The sequence below is a fragment of the Streptomyces sp. NPDC020597 genome (assembly GCF_044335095.1).
In the GTDB taxonomy this organism is placed as follows: Bacteria; Actinomycetota; Actinomycetes; order Streptomycetales; family Streptomycetaceae; genus Streptomyces.
In genome coordinates this window covers 100,172-116,303 of sequence record NZ_JBIRUL010000023.1, presented here as the reverse complement: position 1 = coordinate 116,303, position 16,132 = coordinate 100,172, and the positions used below count along the sequence as shown (strand labels likewise).

The window sequence follows — 16,132 nt, the reverse complement described above, 5'->3', positions numbered from 1 at the left end:
CCGACGTACGCGTCGTCGTCATCGACTGCACCGACACCGGGGCGTCTCCGCCCACCGCCACGGAGCCGACCTGGATCTGCCGGCTCCTGCGGCGCGACGCCACCGGCCGGGCCGGCATCCCGGGCAGGCCCAGGCTGACGGCGGTCACCGCCTCACTCCCGGTTTCCGTTGACGGTCTCGCGCATCGCGCGCAGGGACTCCTTCAGCGATCCCATGGTGGCGAGGACCGCGGTCGGCTCGTAACCGCAGTGCGCCATGCAGTTGGCGCAGCGCGGGTCCTTCCCGCGGCCGTACCGGTCCCAGTCGGTCTCCTCGATGAGCTCGCGGTACGTCGGCACGTATCCGTCGCTCATCAGGTAGCAGGGCCGCTGCCAGCCGAACAGCGAGTAGTTCGGGATGGCCCACGCGGTGCACGGGAAGTCGACCTTGCCCTCGAGGAAGTCGAGGAAGAGCGGCGAGTGGTTGAGCCGCCAGCGACGCCGGTTGCCGCCCGAGAACGCCTTCTTGAACAGTTCGCGGGTCTGCTCCACCCCCAGGAAGTGCTCCTGGTCGGGCGCCTTCTCGTAGGCGTAGGCCGGCGAGATCATCATCTCGTCGACCTTGAGGTCGTCGTTGAGGAAGTTGAGTACCTCGACGATGGTCTGCGGGGTGTCGGTGTTGAAGAAGGTCGAGTTGGTCGTCACCCGGAAGCCGCGCCGCTTGGCCTCCTTGATGGCCGCCACCGCCTCGTCGAAGACGCCCTCCTTGGCCACCGACTCGTCGTGCCGCTCCCGCAGGCCGTCGATGTGCACGGCGAAGGCGAAGTAGGGCGAGGGCGTGAACTTGTCCATCTTCTTGCGCAGCAGCATGGCGTTGGTGCAGAGGAAGACGTACTTCCTCTTCGCGACCAACTGCCGGACGATCTCGTCGATCTGAGGGTGCATCAGGGGCTCGCCGCCCGCGATGGAAACCATCGGCGCACCGGACTCCAGCACCGCTCCGACGGCCTGGGCGACCGGCATGCGCTGTTTGAGCACTCCCGCCGGGTGCTGGATCTTGCCGCAGCCCTCGCACTTGAGGTTGCAGGCGAAGAGGGGTTCCAGCTCGACGATGAGCGGGAACTTGTCCCGCTTACGGAGCTTCTGTTCGGCCAGGTATGTAGCGACCTTGATGGACTGGCGCAGCGGCATGGCCATGTGGCTCACCTCCGGGGGAGCAGAACATTACGGTGCCATTCGAAAAATGCAGGCAGGACGGAACGAAGAACGCGGAAAGCCGATATTCCACCGCGTACCGTGCCGATCCGGACGAGTTCATGTTCAGGAGCGTCCACGACCACCCGTACGGCCGCAACCGGGCGCGGATCGGCGCGCACGGCGCTCAGGAGCGTGGACGCCGACTCCATGTCGACCGCGATCGCGCCCGTCGCGCGCAGGTCGGCCCGCTCGTGCCCGCGCACCACGTGGTCGGAGCCGGTGAGCGGGCCGGTGTGCACGGTGCGCCCCGGCAGGAGGCGCACGAGCTCCTTGACCAGCAGGTCGGCGCCGACACAGGGCACCCGCCCGCGCGGGTCCCGGGTCTCCTCGGCGACGACGAGGTCGCCGGGGTGCATGCCGGGGGCGAGACCCGCGCAGAAGCCGGTGGCCAGCACGACCGCGCCGCCGAGCACCGGGTCGGCCAGCACCCGGGTGACCGAGCGTTCCGCCGCTCTGGGACCCATGCCCGTGCGCAGCACGGTGACCGGCCCGTCCGCCCCGCTGCGGTCGCCCAGGCGCAGGGCGAGGTGCTCGATGCCGAGCGCGCAGGCGATCAGCAGCGGGGCCGGGGCGGGCTGTGCGTTCATCAGCTCCCCTCGGCCTCGGCGGGCACCGCGTGCGGGGCGGGCTTCTTGCTGAAGGGCTCTCCGTGCAGGTACCGGCCCAGGGCGGTCAGCGGGAAGACCTGCCGGTAGAGGTGGTAGTTGATCGAGAAGTCCCAGGGGAAGCCGGTGCCGGTGAAGTACGGCTCGTCCCAGGAGCCGTCCTCCCGCTGGGTCGCCGCCAGCCAGGCGACACCGCGTTCGACGGCCGTGGAGTCCCGCTCCCCCGCTGCCAGCAGCGCCATCAGGGCCCAGGCGGTCTGCGAGGCCGTCGAGGCCCCCCGGCCGCTCCAGCGGACGGGGTCCCGGTAGGACCTCAGGTCCTCGCCCCAGCCGCCGTCGTCGTTCTGCACCCGCTCCAGCCAGGCCACCGCCCGGCGGATCGCGGGATGCCGCGGGGACACCCCGGCCGCGGTGAGCGCGGGAACCACCGACCCCGTCCCGTAGATGTAGTTGACGCCCCAGCGCCCGAACCACGAACCCTCCGGCTCCTGTTCGGCCAGCAGCCAGGCGACGCCGCGCCGGGTGCGCGGGTCGTGTGAGAGGCCCTCGACGGCCAGCATCTCGACCACGTGGGCGGTGACGTCGGCGGACGGCGGATCGATCACCTCCCCGAAGTCGCAGAACGGCAGCCGGTTGGGGAACGGGCTGGTGTTGTCGACGTCGAACGCGCCCCACGCGCCGTTCTTCGACTGCATCCCGAGGTTCCACCGCACACCGCGCGCGACGGCCCGGTCCATCCGCTCCGGGTCGTGGTGCGCGACCCGGCGCAGGGCGAGGACCACCTCGGCGGTGTCGTCGATGTCCGGGTAGTTGTCGTTGTGGAACTCGAACGCCCATCCCCCGGGCGGTAGTTGAGGCCTCCGCACCGACCAGTCGCCGGGGCGCACGACCTGCTCGCCGAGCATCCAGTCGGCGGCCTTGACCAGTTGCGGATGGTCTGCGGGCACTCCCGCGTCGGCCAGTGCGATGGTCGCCAGGCAGGTGTCCCACACCGGCGACTGGCAGGCCTCGATCATCCGGGCGCCGTCCTCGCGCCACACGGCGTAACGGTCGAGCGACCGCAGCCCGGCCCGCATCACAGGGTGCCCGAGGTCGTAGCCGAGCAGGTGCAGAGCGATGACCGAGTAGACGGCGGGCGGCTGGATCCCGCCCCAGCAGCCGTCGTTCTCCTGGCGCTCGACGATCCACCGGGCGGCGGAGTTCAGGGCCGCCCTGCGCAGCCTGCGCACCGCGACCGTCCGGTAGCCGCGCACCACCTTGTCGAGCCGCTGAAAGAGACCGTCCCAACTGTTCACGGGGGCGAGGGGCCGGGGCGGAGCGGGGTTCGCGGGGTCGGTGTGCAGCTCGTCCAGCGGGAACGGCGCCGGACGCACCGGGCGCTTCGCCGAGACGACCGTGAGCGGCACGATCGTCTGGCGGGCCCAGCAGCCGAAGTTGTAGATGCTCAGCGGAAACCATTTGGGGAAGAACAGGAGCTCGGGCGGCAGTTCGGGCAGGTCCTCCCACTTCCACCAGCCGAACAGGGCCAGCCAGATGCGGGTGAAGACCCGGGCTGCCGCGATGCCCCCCTGGCCGCGGATCCAGGCGGAGGCCCGGGCCATGTGGGGCGCGTCGGGCTCGTCGCCGGCCAGCCGCAGCGCGACGTACGCCTCGACGGTGGCGGAGAGGTCGGGCGGGCCGCCGTAGAAGGTGGCCCAGGTGCCGTCCTCGCGCTGCTCGCCGCGGACGAAGAGCGCGGTGGCCCGGGTGGTCGCCTCGTCGCGGATGCCCAGGAACTGGCGGAGGAGCAGATCCTCGGCGTCCATCGTGACGTTCGTCTCGAGGTCGCCCTTCCACCAGCCCTCGGCGTCCTGCCGGGCGAGCAGGAAGTCGGTGGCGCGTTGGGTGGCGCGTGCGGCGGCTTCTTGTACCCCGGCCGCCACGGGGATGGTGAGGGCGGTTTCGCTGGCCGCGGCAGCGCGGGGCGGCAGGGCCGCCCCGGTGCTTCCGTCGGTCGTCGCTGTCATGGCTTCCCCTTCGTGCAGTGTGCATCTCGTTGCGTCTGCTGTGGGTCCGCCGTCGGCCGGTGCTCTCTCTCCTCGCACACCGGCCGGCGACTACGCGAGGGCTATTCGACCGATAGTGATCATCTCTTTCGTACGACGACGAAGTCGGCGAGCGCCGTGAACCGCTCCCGCACCGGCTCGGGCATGTCCACGGCGTTCAGGGCCTCGATGGCGACGGCGTGCTGCCGGCGCGCCTCCCCGGCGGTCCACTCACGGCCGCCGGCCTCCTCGATCAGGGCGGCCCTGGCCGCGAACTCCTCCTCGGAGAAGTTGTCGAAGTCGCTGCTCTTGGCGTCCGCGGCGAGGATCTCGCCGAGCCGCTCGGAGGCGGGGCCGCCCGCGGCGAGGGCGGCCACCACGGGCAGCGACTTCTTGCGCTGGCGCAGGTCGCTCCAGGTCTGCTTGCCGGTGGCCTCCGGGTCGCCCCAGATGCCGAGGAGGTCGTCGACGGCCTGGAAGGCGAGGCCGAGGTGGTGGCCGTACTTCTCCAGGGTGTCCGCGGTGCGCTCGTCGGCGCCGCCGAGCACCGCGCCGATGGAGCTGGCGCAGGCCAGCAGGGCGCCGGTCTTGTTGCCCTCCATCTCCAGGCACTCCTCCACGGTGACCCGGTCGCGGTGTTCGTAGGAGATGTCCTGGGCCTGGCCGTCGATGAGGGCGCGGGTGGCGGTGGTCAGCCGTCGCGTGGCGCGGCCCGCCTCGACGGTACCGAGTTCCAGCAGGATCTCGTTGGCGAGGGCGAACAGGGCGTCGCCGACCAGGATGGCCTGGGCGGGGCCGTGCACCTTCCAGACGGTGTCGCGGTGCCGGCGCTGCTCGTCGCCGTCCATCAGGTCGTCGTGCAGGAGCGAGAAGTTGTGGACCAGCTCCACGGCGACCGCGCCGGGGACGCCGACCTCGGGAGCGGCGCCGGCGACCTCCGCGGAGAGCACGGCGAGCGCGGGACGCACCGCCTTGCCGCCGTCGCCGTCGGTCGGGTTGCCCTGGGCGTCGATCCAGCCGAAGTGGTAGGCGGCGACCGTGTCCATGGGCGGCGCCAGACGGTCGACGGCCGCCCGCAGCACCGGTGTGGCAAGGGTGCGGCCGCGCTCCAGGAGCGCGGTCACGTCCACCGCGGTCCGCCGGGCGGCCGACGTGGCCGGGGGCACAGTGGGCACAGATTCTCCTCTTGTCGCGGTACCGGAGGGGGTGCGGGGGTGTGCCGAGCCGTGCTGATCGAACGTCACCGGGTCCCACCTCGCAGGGGCACGCCGGTTCCCTCCGGCTTTCGGCCGGGGGTGCGGGGGTCGCCCCCCGGGACGATGCAGTGGGCCGCCTCCTCGAAGGAGAGAAGACGGCGGGGTCGGGGCCGGCCCAGGGCGCAGAGCGCGGCGTCCGCCGCGTTCACGCCGCTGCGGACCGCACTCTCCATGGTCGCGGGCCACCCGGTGGCGGTCCACGCTCCGGCCAGGTACAGGCCGGGTGCTTCGGTGCGGGCGCCGGGACGCAGCCGCCCGACGCCGGGGGCGGGGGCGAACGTGGCGGTGCGCTCCCTGGTCACGAAGAAGTCCCTGACCTCGGCGCCGCGCGTGCCCGGCAGCAGCCGTCGCAGCTCGGGCAGATAGCGCTCGCGCAGGGCAGCGACGGGCTCGTCGATCTCGTCCTGTGCGGCGGACTGGGAGAGGGCGAGGTATTGGCCCTGTCCCAGTCCCGAGGCGTGGGTGCGGTCGAACACCCACTGCACGGGGGTGCCGAGGGCCGCGAGGAACGGTGCGTCGAGCACCTTGCGGTCGTAGACGACGTGCACGTTGAGGATCGGCGCGGTGCCGATCTCGAGCAGTCGCCCGGCGTCGTGGAGGGCCCCGTCGGGCAGCAGGTCGTAGGCCTCGCGCTGCGGTACGGCGAGCACGACGGCGTCGGTGCGGAGCGTCTCGCCGGGAACCTGCACACGCCAGGTCCCGTCGTCGTCGGGGGCGAGCGAGGTGACGCGGGCACGGACCTCGGTGCGCACGCCCGCGGAGTCGAGCGCCTTGCGGGCCAGCCGGTCGTGCAGCTCGCCGAGCGGGACGTGCGCCCAGCCGATGTCGGCCGCGCCGGGTTCGGACAGCAGCCCGGTCTTGAACACCATCGCGGCGAGCCCCAGCGAGCAGTCGCCCGCGACCGCGTTCAGGGTGGCGACCCCGACCAGGTCCCACAGGGCCTCGACGGCGCGCGCCGACTGTCCGTGCGCGGTCAGCCAGCTGCCGAAGTCCTGGGCGTCCAGCGCCGGATCGGCGAGGTCGAGCCGCTGCAGGGCCAGCGCGGCGCGGCCCACCCCGGCGCGTTCGGCGAGCGAGAGGTGCGGATAGGCGGCGAGGCTGCGCCCCAGATGCAGGGGCACCGGCAGCGCGTCACGGCGCAGTCTGCCGAGCCGCCGCCCCTCGGGCTTGTCGACGTCGACGACGGGCACGTCGAGACGATTCTGCAGCGGTGCCAGCCTGCTGCCGCCGATGCGGTCGAGGAACCACCGGTAGGCGGTGCAGCAGCGCAGGTAGACGTGCTGTCCGTTGTCGACGGTCAGCTCGCCGCGCCGGAAGGAGAAGGCGAGGCCGCCGAGCCGGGGCCGGCTCTCGAGCAGGGTGACGCGCACGCCCTCGTCGGCGAGCGCGAGCGCGGCGGTGACCCCGGCCAGCCCGCCTCCGACGACGACGGCGGTGCGCCCAGAGGGCTCGTGCGCCCGCGCGGCGTCCGCCAGTTGCTCGTCGTTCATCGTGCACCCTCCCGTGCAGGCCGGCCCTGGTGCTTGAATGCTGCACCGCAGGCCGTCGCAGTCAGGGACGCCGCGCCGCACCGGAGGGTTGCGCACCGCTTTTCCCCGGTGGCGTCACCGTGGTCCACGTCGTCGCCCGGCACGTCCATCAGACGTGCCTCCTGACGCTCCGTCGCGACGCGTGCCGGGCGTCCAGGCCCGACAGGCCGCGCACGGCGACATAGGCCTTCTCCCGGCCGGGCAGCGAGACGCGCCCGCGCAGCACGGCCTCGGGGTCGCGCTCGATGCGGTCGAGGAGCCTGCGGTAGATGCCGGCCATGGCGGCGACGCAGGCGCCGCTGCGCCGGTCGAGCATCGGCAGCAGCCGGTAGCCCTCGGCGAACAGAGTGCGGGCCCTCCGCACCTCGAAGTGGACGAGACCCGCGAAGTCGGAGCCCTCCGGCGGCTTCGGCCCGTCGAACCCGGCCGAGCAGCCGAACTTGGCGAGGTCGTCGGCGGGCAGATAGGTCCGGCCGCCCGCCGCGTCCTCGCGGACGTCTCTGAGGATGTTCGTGAGCTGGAGTGCGAGGCCGAGCGTGTCGGCGTACTCTGGCGCGCGTTCGACGCCGCGCGCCCCCGGCTGGGTGCCGAACACGCCGAGGGAGAGCCGTCCGATGGCGCCCGCCACACAGCGGCAGTACACCTTCAGGTCGTCCCAGGTCTCGTACGTCTCGCCGCGCACGTCCATCAGCACGCCGTCGATCAGCTCGTCCAGGCCGCCCAGCGGGACCGGGAAGACCCGGGCGGTGTGCGCGAGGGCGACCGCGACGGGGTCGGTGTCGTCCTCCTCGATCTCGCCCGCACGGATGCGGGTGAGCAGCGCCCGGGTGTCCTCGAGCCGGGCGGTCTTGACGTCGCCGTCCAGCGCGCCGTCGCCGATGTCGTCGACGCGGCGCGAGAAGGCGTACAGCGCCGACATCGCGCGGCGTTCGGGCGTGGGCAGCAGCCGGATCCCGTACGCGAAGTTGCGGGCCTGCTGTCCGGTGACGGTCTCGCAGTAGCCGTAGGCGGCGAGTACCGGTGCGGACGCGTGCACAGACACAGACGACTCCACGGTCCGGATCACCCCTCTCCTCGCAAGGTCACGCCCACCTCGCGCAGCAACCGGAGCTTGCCGGGCTTGGGCGGGCCGGGAAGTACGTCGTATTCGGCGGCGGCGATCGCTTCGATCGCGGCCCTTCCTCCCGCCACGAATCCCGCGAGCAGCAGTCTCAGCCTGCCGTGGACGCTACCCACCAGGGGGGCGCCTTCATTCAGGAGATCACGGGCGCGTTGCGCCTCGTACGCGACCAGCGCGCGCACCGACGCGCCCGCGGTGGGCTCTGCGAGGTCCGCTTCCTGGACGTGAAAGCGCTTCATGTCCGCGGCGGGCAGGTAGACACGGTCGCGGCCGAGGTCCTCGGTCACGTCCTGCAGGTGTTCGACGATCTGCAGTGCGGTGCAGATCGCGTCGGAGAGGCGGATGCGCTCGGGGCTCGAGGAGCCGGTGACGGCGAGGACCAGGCGGCCCACGGGATTGGCGGACAGCTCGCAGTAGGCGAGGAGGTCGTCGTACGTCTCGTAGCGGGTGACGAGCTGGTCCTGCCGGTTGGCGGCGATCAGGCCGAGGAAGGGCTGCGGGCCGAGCGCGCGGCGACGCACGGCCGGCTGAAGGCGGCGCAGCAGGGGGTGCCGGGGCGTGCCGTCGAAGACCCGCAGCAGATCGGCCTCGAAGGCGTCCAGCAGGACCATGCGGTCCGCCGCGTCGGCGGCCGCCACGCCGAGCAGCCGGGCGTCGGCGCCGCCCGGCGCCAGGTCTCCGTCGCCGATGTCGTCGACGAGACGGGCGAAGCCGTACACCGCCATGAGGTCGTCGCGCCAGACCCGGGGCAGGAAGAAGGGGGCCACGGGGAAGTTCTCGTGCGCGGCCTTGTCCAGCGTGCCGTCCACCGGGTCGCCGGTGCGTGGCGCGGCGGACGCCGTCATCCCCGGCCGCCCGCTGCGGAAACGGCGCGGCCTGCGCTGAGCTGGGGAGTTTCCGTAGCCAATGCCGTCACATCTCCCGTTCTACACTGCCGACCCAATACACACTATTTCGGACACGCCGCCCGCACGTCGGCGCGAGGCTTCGACCATGGGCGCTGAGCGTTATCGCCCCACTTGACGCGTTTCGGGACCGGTCCAGCTTACGTTGTACAACGCAGCGGGGTACGCAGGGGGTGTTCTGCACATCACAACAACACACCGATTGGCGTCAAGATTCCTGGCGCGGGCCGGAGTTGACGCTTCCTTTGCAGACGCGGGGCCCCGCCGGACAGTTCCGGCGGGGCCCCGGCTCGCACGGCCTACTTGCCCGAGAACTTCTCGTACTCCCGCAGCACCTCTTCGGTCGGGCCGTCCAGGCGCAGTTCACCGCGCTCCAGCCAGAGCACCCGGTCGCAGGTGTCCCTGATCGACTGGTTGCTGTGGCTGACCAGGAACACCGTGCCGGCCTGCTCGCGCAGCTCGCGCACCCGCGCCTCGGAGCGCCTGCGGAACTTGGCGTCGCCGGTGGCGAGGGCCTCGTCGATCATCAGGACGTCGTGGTCCTTGGCCGCGGCGATGGAGAACCGCAGCCGGGCCTGCATGCCGGAGGAGTAGGTGCGCATCGGCAGGCTGATGAAGTCGCCCTTCTCGTTGATGCCCGAGAAGTCGACGATCCCCTGGTAGCGCGCCTTGATCTCCTCACGGGACATGCCCATGGCCAGACCGCCCAGGGTGACGTTGCGTTCGCCGGTGAGGTCGTTCATCATCGCGGCGTTGACGCCGAGCAGCGAGGGCTGTCCGTCGGTGTAGACCTTGCCGCTCTCCGGCGGCAGCAGTCCGGCGATCGCGCGCAGCAGCGTGGACTTGCCCGAGCCGTTGGAGCCGATCAGGCCGATGGCCTCGCCGCGGTGGGCGACGAAGGAGACGCCGCGCACCGCGTGCACCTTGCGCACACCGCGCTCCTCGCCGCGCTTGACGATACGGCTGAGGGCGGCGGTGGCGCTGCCCTTCCCGCTCTTGGCGCCGTTGACGCGGTAGACGATGTGGACCTCGTCGGCGATGACCGTCGGGACCCTGCGTCCCGCCCGGTCCTCCGGAAGCGGATCAACCACGGCCGTACCTCTCCTCCGCCTTCCAGAAGTACACGAACCCGCCGACGGCCATGACGACCGCCCAGCCGCCCGCGACCGCCCACACGTGGTCGGGCAGGTTCTCCGCGCCGTACTCCTCGATGAGCGCGAAGCGCATGAGGTCCATGTAGATGGCCGCGGGGTTCCACTGGAGCACGTTCGCCACCCACTGCGGCTTGTCCGCGAGGAAGACGGGGATGGAGAACATCACGCCGGAGGCGTACATCCACGTCCGCATCACGAACGGCATCAGCTGCGCGAGGTCGGGGGTCTTGGCGCCGGCCCGCGCGAACACCAGCGCCAGGCCGGTGTTGAAGCAGAACTGCAGGACCAGCACCGGGACGATGAGCGTCCAGGACAGGTCCGGGTAGCTGCCCATGCCGATCACCACGGCGAACAGCACCAGCATCGAGTACAGCAGTTGCTGGAGCTGCTGCAGCGCGAAGGAGATCGGCAGCGAGGCGCGCGGGAAGTGCAGCGCGCGCACCAGGCCGAGGTTGCCGGAGATCGCCCGGACGCCGCTCATCACGGAGGTCTGCGTGAAGGTGAACACGAAGACGCCCGTGACCAGGAAGGGGATGTACACGTCCTTCGGCATCCCGCGGCTGGCGTTGAGGAGGAGGCCGAAGATCATGAAGTACACGGCCGCGTTCAGCAAGGGCGTGGCCACCTGCCACAGTTGGCCCAGCTTGGCCTGGCTGTACTGCGCGGCCAGCTTCGCCCGGGAGAACGCCAGGATGAAGTGACGGCGCCCCCACAGCTGGCGGACGTACTCCCGCAGCGGAGGCCGGGCGCCGCTCACGGCCAGCCCGTACCTGGCTGCCAGCTGCGCCGCCGTGAGGCCCTCGTCGGGCGACGGAAGCGCGCTCACGGCGACTCCGACGTCATGCGTTGTCTCACTCACAGGTAGGAAACCTTCGTCTTCGGGATGCGCAGCCCCGAGGGGGCGCATGAGCCGGGGGCCCGCGGTACGTCCCGGGGCCCTCAGGGACGAGCTTGTCAGATCACCGGAGGCCGGCCCAGTCGGGTCAGCCGCCACACCGTACGCCACTTCATGGGCCTGCGCGGCCCGCAGGGAGTGCTCCATCCCTCCCGGAAGCCGCCGAACCACGCCTTCAGTGCCGGCGCCGAGGGTCGGCGCAGCAGCGTGAGCAGCATCCAGACCCCGAGGTAGACCGGGACCAGCAGGGCGGGAAGGTTCCGGCGGGCCAGCCACACCCGGTTGCGGGCCACCATGCGGTGGTACACCGCGTGCCGCGAGGGCGCGGTGGTCGGGTGGTGCAGCACCATGTCCGACCGGTAGTCGATCATCCAGCCCGCGTCGAGCGCCCGCCACGCGAGGTCGGTCTCCTCGTGCGCGTAGAAGAACTCGCCGGGCAGGCCGCCGACCTGCGCGAGCACCTTCGTGCGGACGGCGTTCGCGCCGCCGAGGAAGGTGGTGACCCGGGACGAGCGCATCGGGTCGGAGGCCCGCAGCCGGGGCACGTGGCGGCGCTGGGTGACGCCGGTGTCCGGGTCGGCGATCCGGAAGCTGATGATGCCCAGTTCCGGATCCGCGTCGAAGGCCCGGCGGCACAGCTCGGCCGTGTCCGTGCGGGCCAGCAGGCCGTCGTCGTCCAGGAACAGCAGGACGTCGACGTCGCTGCCGCCGGGCCCGAAGGCCTCGATGCCGACGTTACGGCCGCCGGGGATGCCGAGGTTCTCGGGCAGCTCGATCGTCCGGACGCCCTCGGGGACGTCCGGGACGGGCGCGCCGTTGCCGACCACGACCACCTCCACCCGGTCGCCGTCCTGCCCGGCCACCGAGTCGAGCAGGGCCCGCAGCTCGTCGGGGCGGTTGCCCATGGTGATGACGACCGCGCCGACCTTCGTCGCGGCGCTCACTTGAGCCTGCTCGAGGCGAGGATGGACACCAGGTGCAGCAGCGTCTGCAGGAGCGCGATGCCGGCCAGCACGGCCACGCCGAGCCGGGTGAAGAACAGGTCGCCGCGCACCTGGTCGGCCACGGCCAGGACCAGGATGAGCAGGGACGCCTCGATGCCGAGGATCAGCCGGTGGAACTGGAGCGCCGAGGCCGCCCGGCGGGCCAGCGCCATACCGGAGGAGCGCGGCTCGGACGCCGCCTCCTTGACCGGCGGCAGCCCGCCCTGGTGACGTGCCACGCCGACGAGGTCGGTCTCCGCCTTGATCAGGATCGCGCCGAGCGCGGCCAGCGTGCCGAGGAAGGCCCACAGCCAGTCGATGCGCCCGCTGCCCCACAGGTCGGCGGCGCGCAGACCGAAGCCGACGAGCACCGCCGCGTCGGTCAGGTACGCGCCGACCCGGTCCAGGTAGACCCCGGCCAGCGAGTACTGCTTCTTCCAGCGCGCGATCTCGCCGTCCACGCAGTCCAGCAGCAGGTACATCTGGACGCAGACGACGCCGAGCACGGCGCCCAGGATCCCCGGCACCAGCAGGGCCGGGGCCGCGAGCACCCCGAAGACGGTCATCAGATACGTGAGCTGGTTGGGCGTGACCCTGGTGTTCACCAGGTAGCGGTCCACCCGCAGGGACACCTCACGCATGTAGAGGCGTCCCATCCAGTGCTCACCGCTGCGCCGGTCCTTCACCCCCGGGGGGTGGACGACCGGTCTGAGTTCAGCTACCGATGGCCTTGACATATTCGGTGTAGACGTCCTTGATCTGGTCGGGCTTGAGGTCGAGGTGTTCGAGGATCGTGTAGCGGCCGGGCCTGGTCTCGGGAGCGAACCCCACGACGCGGACGAACTCGTCCACCGTGAAGCCGATCTCCTCCGGCAGGACGGGCAGTCCGTGCCGCCGCAGCACCCGGGCCATCTCGGCCGACTCCTCGTGGGCTCCGCGCAGGTACATCGCGAAGGCCGCGCCGAGTCCGCACTGCTCCCCGTGGGCGGCGGCCCGCCGGGGGAAGAGCAGGTCGAAGGCGTGGTTGATCTCGTGGCACGCGCCGGAGGAGGGGCGGGAGTCGCCCGAGACCGACATCGCGATGCCGCTGAGCACCAGCGCCTCGGCCAGCACCTGGAGGAAGCCGGTGTCCGCGATGCCGCCGGGGTGGCGCAGCACGGCCTCGCCGGCCTGGCGGGCGATGGCGGCGGCGAGGCCGTCGATCTTCTCGCCCTTGACGCGGTGGGCGAGCTCCCAGTCGGCGATCGCCGAGATGTTGGACACCGCGTCGCCGATGCCGGCGCGCACGAACCGCACCGGCGCCTCGAGGATGACGTCCAGGTCGATGACGACCGCGATCGGGTTCGGCACGCCGTAGGAGCCGCGCCCCGCGTCGTTGTCGAGGGTGGCGACCGGCGAGCACAGGCCGTCGTGCGCGAGGTTCGTCGGCACGGCGACCAGCGGCAGGCCCACCCGCGCCGCGGCGAACTTGGCGCAGTCGATGATCTTGCCGCCGCCCAGGCCCACGACGGCGTCGTAGTGGCCGGCCTTTATGTCGCCGGCCAGCTGGACGGCGTCGTCGAGGGTGCCGCCGCCCACCTCGTACCAGGTGGCGCCGGGCAGGGCCGGGGTGAGGCGCTCGCGCAGCCGGGCGCCCGAGCCGCCGCTGACGGCGATCGCGAGCTTGCCGGAGTGCGAGATGCGCTCGTCGGCGAGGACCCCGACCAGGTCGTCCAGGGCGCCCGGGCGGATGTCGACGACGACCGGCGAGGGGATCAGCCGGGTCAGTACTGGCACGCGATCTCCCGTCCGCGGGCGAGGTCGTCGTGGTTGTCGATCTCGACCCACTTGACGTCGCCGATCGGCGCCACGTCGATCCGGAAGCCGCGGCGCACGAGCTCCTGGTAGCCGTGCTCGTAGAACTGCTGCGGGTCGGTCTCCCACACGGTCTTGAGGGCGTCGGCCAGTTCGGGGGCCGCGTCGCCCTCGATGAGGGTGACGCCGATGTACTCGCCGGTGGCCTCGGCCGGGTCCATCAGCTTGGTGATCTTCGTCATGCCCCGCTCGGGGTCGACGACGACCTTCATCTCCTCGTCGGCGAGGGACTTCACGGTGTCCAGCGCGAGGATGATCTTCTTGCCCTCGCCGCGGGCGGCGAGCAGCGTCTTCTCGACGGAGACCGGGTGCACGGTGTCGCCGTTGGCGAGGATCACGCCGTCCTTGAGGGCGTCACGGCCGCACCACAGGGAGTAGGCGTTGTTCCACTCCTCGGCCTTGTCGTTGTCGATGAGGGTGAGCCTGAGGCCGTACTTCGCCTCCAGCGCAGCCTTGCGCGCGTACACGGCCTCCTTGCGGTAGCCGACGATGACCGCGACCTCGGTCAGCCCGATCTCGGCGAAGTTGCCGAGCGTCAGGTCCAGGACCGTGGGCTCGCCTTCTATGCCCGCGGGCCCCACCGGCACCAGCGCCTTGGGCAGGCTGTCGGTGTAGGGGCGCAGACGCCGTCCGGCGCCGGCCGCCAGCACGAGGCCGATCATGCGGGTTCTCCTTCGTCGTGTACGGCGGGAGCGCCGCCCTTGTGGGCGGCCACCCAGAAGCGGATGCTCTCGACGAGCACCAGCACGGCGACGACCACGGCGAGGACCGTGAGCGCGACCGTGAACTGCGAAGCGGTGAGCAGCGCGGCCAGCACGGCCACGAGCAGCGTCCGCCCCTCCTGCCCCCCGACGGTGCGCACCAGCCAGGCCGGCGGCGCTCCGGCGTCGCCGCGGATGCGGTACACCGTGTCGTAGTGATGGTAGGCGACGGCGGCGACCAGCCCGAAAGCCGCGGGAAGCGCTCCGTCCACGTCGGCGCGGGCCGCGAGGATCAGGACCGTGCCGTACTCGGCGGCGCGGAACAGCGGGGGGATCAGCCAGTCGAGGGCGCCCTTGAGGGGATGGGCGACGGCCTCGGCGGACGCCAGCACGTACGCGCCGGCCATCAGGACGACCCACCAGCTCGGCCCCCACATCCAGGCCCCGAGGGTGACCAGGACGGCGCCGACGGCGGCGCTGAGGGGCGCCGTGCGGCGGGGCTTGCCGGGAAGGAGGCGGACCAGCGCCTCGGTCAGCGGCCCGCTGTCCGCGAGGTCCGCCAGCGCCTGCGCCGCCCGGTCCGTCCGCCTGGCCTTGCGGGTCAGCGAGCGCAGGACGCGGCCCGCCGTGGTGTAGGTCGCCGCGAAGGCACAGCCGATCAGCAGCGCGTAGAAGGTGATGCGGGGGGTGGTGGCCGCGGTCAGCACGGCGATCATGGCCCATCGTTCGCCGATGGGCAGGACTATCATCCGCCGCACCCAGACCGTCCAGCCGACGCTGTCGAGCTTGTCGGAGAGGGCCGCGGTCGGGCTGGTGTTGGCGGTGGCGTCGTGGTTGGCCTCGTTGAAGGAGAAGTCCACGACGTGCCGGCAGGTCTGCAGGACCATCGCGCCGAGCGCGAGAGCCCACACGTCGTCGCCGCCGCGGGCCGCTCCCAGGGCGAGGCCCGCGTAGTAGGCGTACTCCTTGGCCCGGTCGAAGGTGGCGTCGAGCCAGGCGCCCAGGGTGGAGTACTGCAGGGAGTAGCGGGCGAGCTGGCCGTCGGTGCAGTCCAGGACGAACGAGGCGATCAGCAGGACGCCGGCCGCGACGAACCCGCCGCGGGTGCCGGTGGCCGCGCAGCCCGCCGCGATCAGCGCGGTGATCAGCGAGGCGGTCGTGACCTGGTTCGGGGTGAGGCCGCGGCGGGCGCACCAGCGGGCGATGTAGCGGGAGTAGGGGCTGATGAAGTAGGTGGTGAAGAACCCGTCGCGGGCCTTGACCGCCGACTTCAGGCGCACCGCCTCGTCGTCCAGGGCGGCCACGGCCTGCCGCGCCTCGTTGCGGGTCTGCGGGTCGACGGGGACCTGCGCGACCAGACTGCCCAGGTCGGGCCGGTGCACGCCGGCGCCGTCGGCGTCGAGGGCGGCGACCACGCGGTCGGCGAGGCTCTCGACGGCCAGCAGGGTGCCGCCGCTCGCGGAGTTCTCGCGGGCCATCGCGCGGGTCAGGGCCTGCCGGCCGGCGGGTTGCGCGGTCAGCGCGCCCGGGATGGCGGCCAGCGGGAAGCGGGGATCGGTGAGCCCGAGGCGCAGCGCGTGCTCGTGGCCGACGAAACGGGCGTCCACGACGGCGACGCGCTGGTCGCCGGGGACGGCGGCGAGGAGTGTCTCGGCGTCACCGGCGTCGGAGGCGGTCAGGACGTCGAAGCCGAGGGACCGCAGGTCGCCTTCGATCGACGATCCGGGGACCGGCGAGCCGGTGAGGATGGCGGTCGACAACCGAACTCACTCCCTGGGTCCGGCGCGGTTCACGCCGGTCATGAACGATGGGGGGCGCCCCTTGGCTGCACCGGCGACCTCACCGGCGCCGCACCAGGCGGGCGGCATGTC

Annotated in this window: 15 protein-coding genes and 1 pseudogene; all 16 read right to left on the bottom strand. The window is 72.0% G+C overall.

Annotated elements, in window-relative coordinates; translation table 11 throughout:
- A pseudogene (locus ACH4ZA_RS30680) lies at nt 1–148 on the bottom strand (4-hydroxy-3-methylbut-2-en-1-yl diphosphate synthase); the annotation flags it as partial.
- A 4-nt stretch (nt 149–152) separates the two neighbouring features.
- Nucleotides 153–1,175, bottom strand: coding sequence for an adenosyl-hopene transferase HpnH (gene hpnH, locus ACH4ZA_RS30675; RefSeq protein WP_398432576.1), 1,023 nt, complete (start codon nt 1,173–1,175; stop codon nt 153–155).
- Nucleotides 1,176–1,180: 5 nt separating this feature from the next.
- Nucleotides 1,181–1,822 (bottom strand): 1-hydroxy-2-methyl-2-butenyl 4-diphosphate reductase, encoded by a 642-nt coding sequence (locus tag ACH4ZA_RS30670; RefSeq protein ID WP_398432575.1) that lies wholly within the window; start codon nt 1,820–1,822, stop codon nt 1,181–1,183.
- Nucleotides 1,822–3,846: a squalene--hopene cyclase gene (shc, locus tag ACH4ZA_RS30665; protein ID WP_398432574.1), complete on the bottom strand. Its 2,025-nt coding sequence runs from the start codon at nt 3,844–3,846 to the stop codon at nt 1,822–1,824. The genes ACH4ZA_RS30670 and shc overlap by 1 nt, the downstream gene beginning before the upstream one ends.
- Nucleotides 3,847–3,965: 119 nt before the next feature.
- Entirely contained in the window at nt 3,966–5,030 is a 1,065-nt protein-coding gene (locus tag ACH4ZA_RS30660) for a polyprenyl synthetase family protein (protein ID WP_398432585.1), read from the bottom strand.
- Between the two features lie 74 nt (nt 5,031–5,104).
- Nucleotides 5,105–6,610: a hydroxysqualene dehydroxylase HpnE gene (gene hpnE / locus ACH4ZA_RS30655; RefSeq protein ID WP_398432573.1), complete on the bottom strand. Its 1,506-nt coding sequence runs from the start codon at nt 6,608–6,610 to the stop codon at nt 5,105–5,107.
- On the bottom strand, nt 6,607–6,759 hold the full coding sequence (locus tag ACH4ZA_RS30650; RefSeq protein ID WP_398432572.1) for a DUF6380 family protein: 153 nt from the start codon (nt 6,757–6,759) through the stop codon (nt 6,607–6,609). The genes hpnE and ACH4ZA_RS30650 overlap by 4 nt, the downstream gene beginning before the upstream one ends.
- A complete protein-coding gene (gene hpnD, locus ACH4ZA_RS30645; RefSeq protein ID WP_398432571.1) occupies nt 6,759–7,715 on the bottom strand; it encodes a presqualene diphosphate synthase HpnD in 957 nt (318 codons plus the stop codon). Before hpnD ends, ACH4ZA_RS30650 begins: the two co-directional genes overlap by 1 nt.
- Nucleotides 7,712–8,614 (bottom strand): squalene synthase HpnC, encoded by a 903-nt coding sequence (gene hpnC / locus ACH4ZA_RS30640; RefSeq protein WP_398432569.1) that lies wholly within the window; start codon nt 8,612–8,614, stop codon nt 7,712–7,714. The genes hpnD and hpnC overlap by 4 nt, the downstream gene beginning before the upstream one ends.
- 359 nt (nt 8,615–8,973) lie before the next feature.
- Complete coding sequence (locus tag ACH4ZA_RS30635) at nt 8,974–9,765, bottom strand: ABC transporter ATP-binding protein (protein ID WP_398432568.1); 792 nt, start codon at nt 9,763–9,765, stop codon at nt 8,974–8,976.
- Nucleotides 9,758–10,687: an ABC transporter permease gene (locus ACH4ZA_RS30630; protein ID WP_398432567.1), complete on the bottom strand. Its 930-nt coding sequence runs from the start codon at nt 10,685–10,687 to the stop codon at nt 9,758–9,760. Before ACH4ZA_RS30630 ends, ACH4ZA_RS30635 begins: the two co-directional genes overlap by 8 nt.
- Before the next feature lie 95 nt (nt 10,688–10,782).
- Nucleotides 10,783–11,628, bottom strand: coding sequence for a glycosyltransferase family 2 protein (locus ACH4ZA_RS30625; protein ID WP_398432584.1), 846 nt, complete (start codon nt 11,626–11,628; stop codon nt 10,783–10,785).
- Nucleotides 11,629–11,663: 35 nt separating this feature from the next.
- Nucleotides 11,664–12,443: a CDP-alcohol phosphatidyltransferase family protein gene (locus ACH4ZA_RS30620; protein WP_398432566.1), complete on the bottom strand. Its 780-nt coding sequence runs from the start codon at nt 12,441–12,443 to the stop codon at nt 11,664–11,666.
- Nucleotides 12,421–13,482, bottom strand: coding sequence for an iron-containing alcohol dehydrogenase family protein (locus ACH4ZA_RS30615; protein ID WP_398432565.1), 1,062 nt, complete (start codon nt 13,480–13,482; stop codon nt 12,421–12,423). Before ACH4ZA_RS30615 ends, ACH4ZA_RS30620 begins: the two co-directional genes overlap by 23 nt.
- Entirely contained in the window at nt 13,470–14,222 is a 753-nt protein-coding gene (locus ACH4ZA_RS30610; RefSeq protein ID WP_398432564.1) for a sugar phosphate nucleotidyltransferase, read from the bottom strand. Before ACH4ZA_RS30610 ends, ACH4ZA_RS30615 begins: the two co-directional genes overlap by 13 nt.
- Complete coding sequence (locus ACH4ZA_RS30605) at nt 14,219–16,021, bottom strand: DUF5941 domain-containing protein (RefSeq protein WP_398432563.1); 1,803 nt, start codon at nt 16,019–16,021, stop codon at nt 14,219–14,221. The genes ACH4ZA_RS30610 and ACH4ZA_RS30605 overlap by 4 nt, the downstream gene beginning before the upstream one ends.
- Nucleotides 16,022–16,132 lie beyond the last annotated feature (111 nt).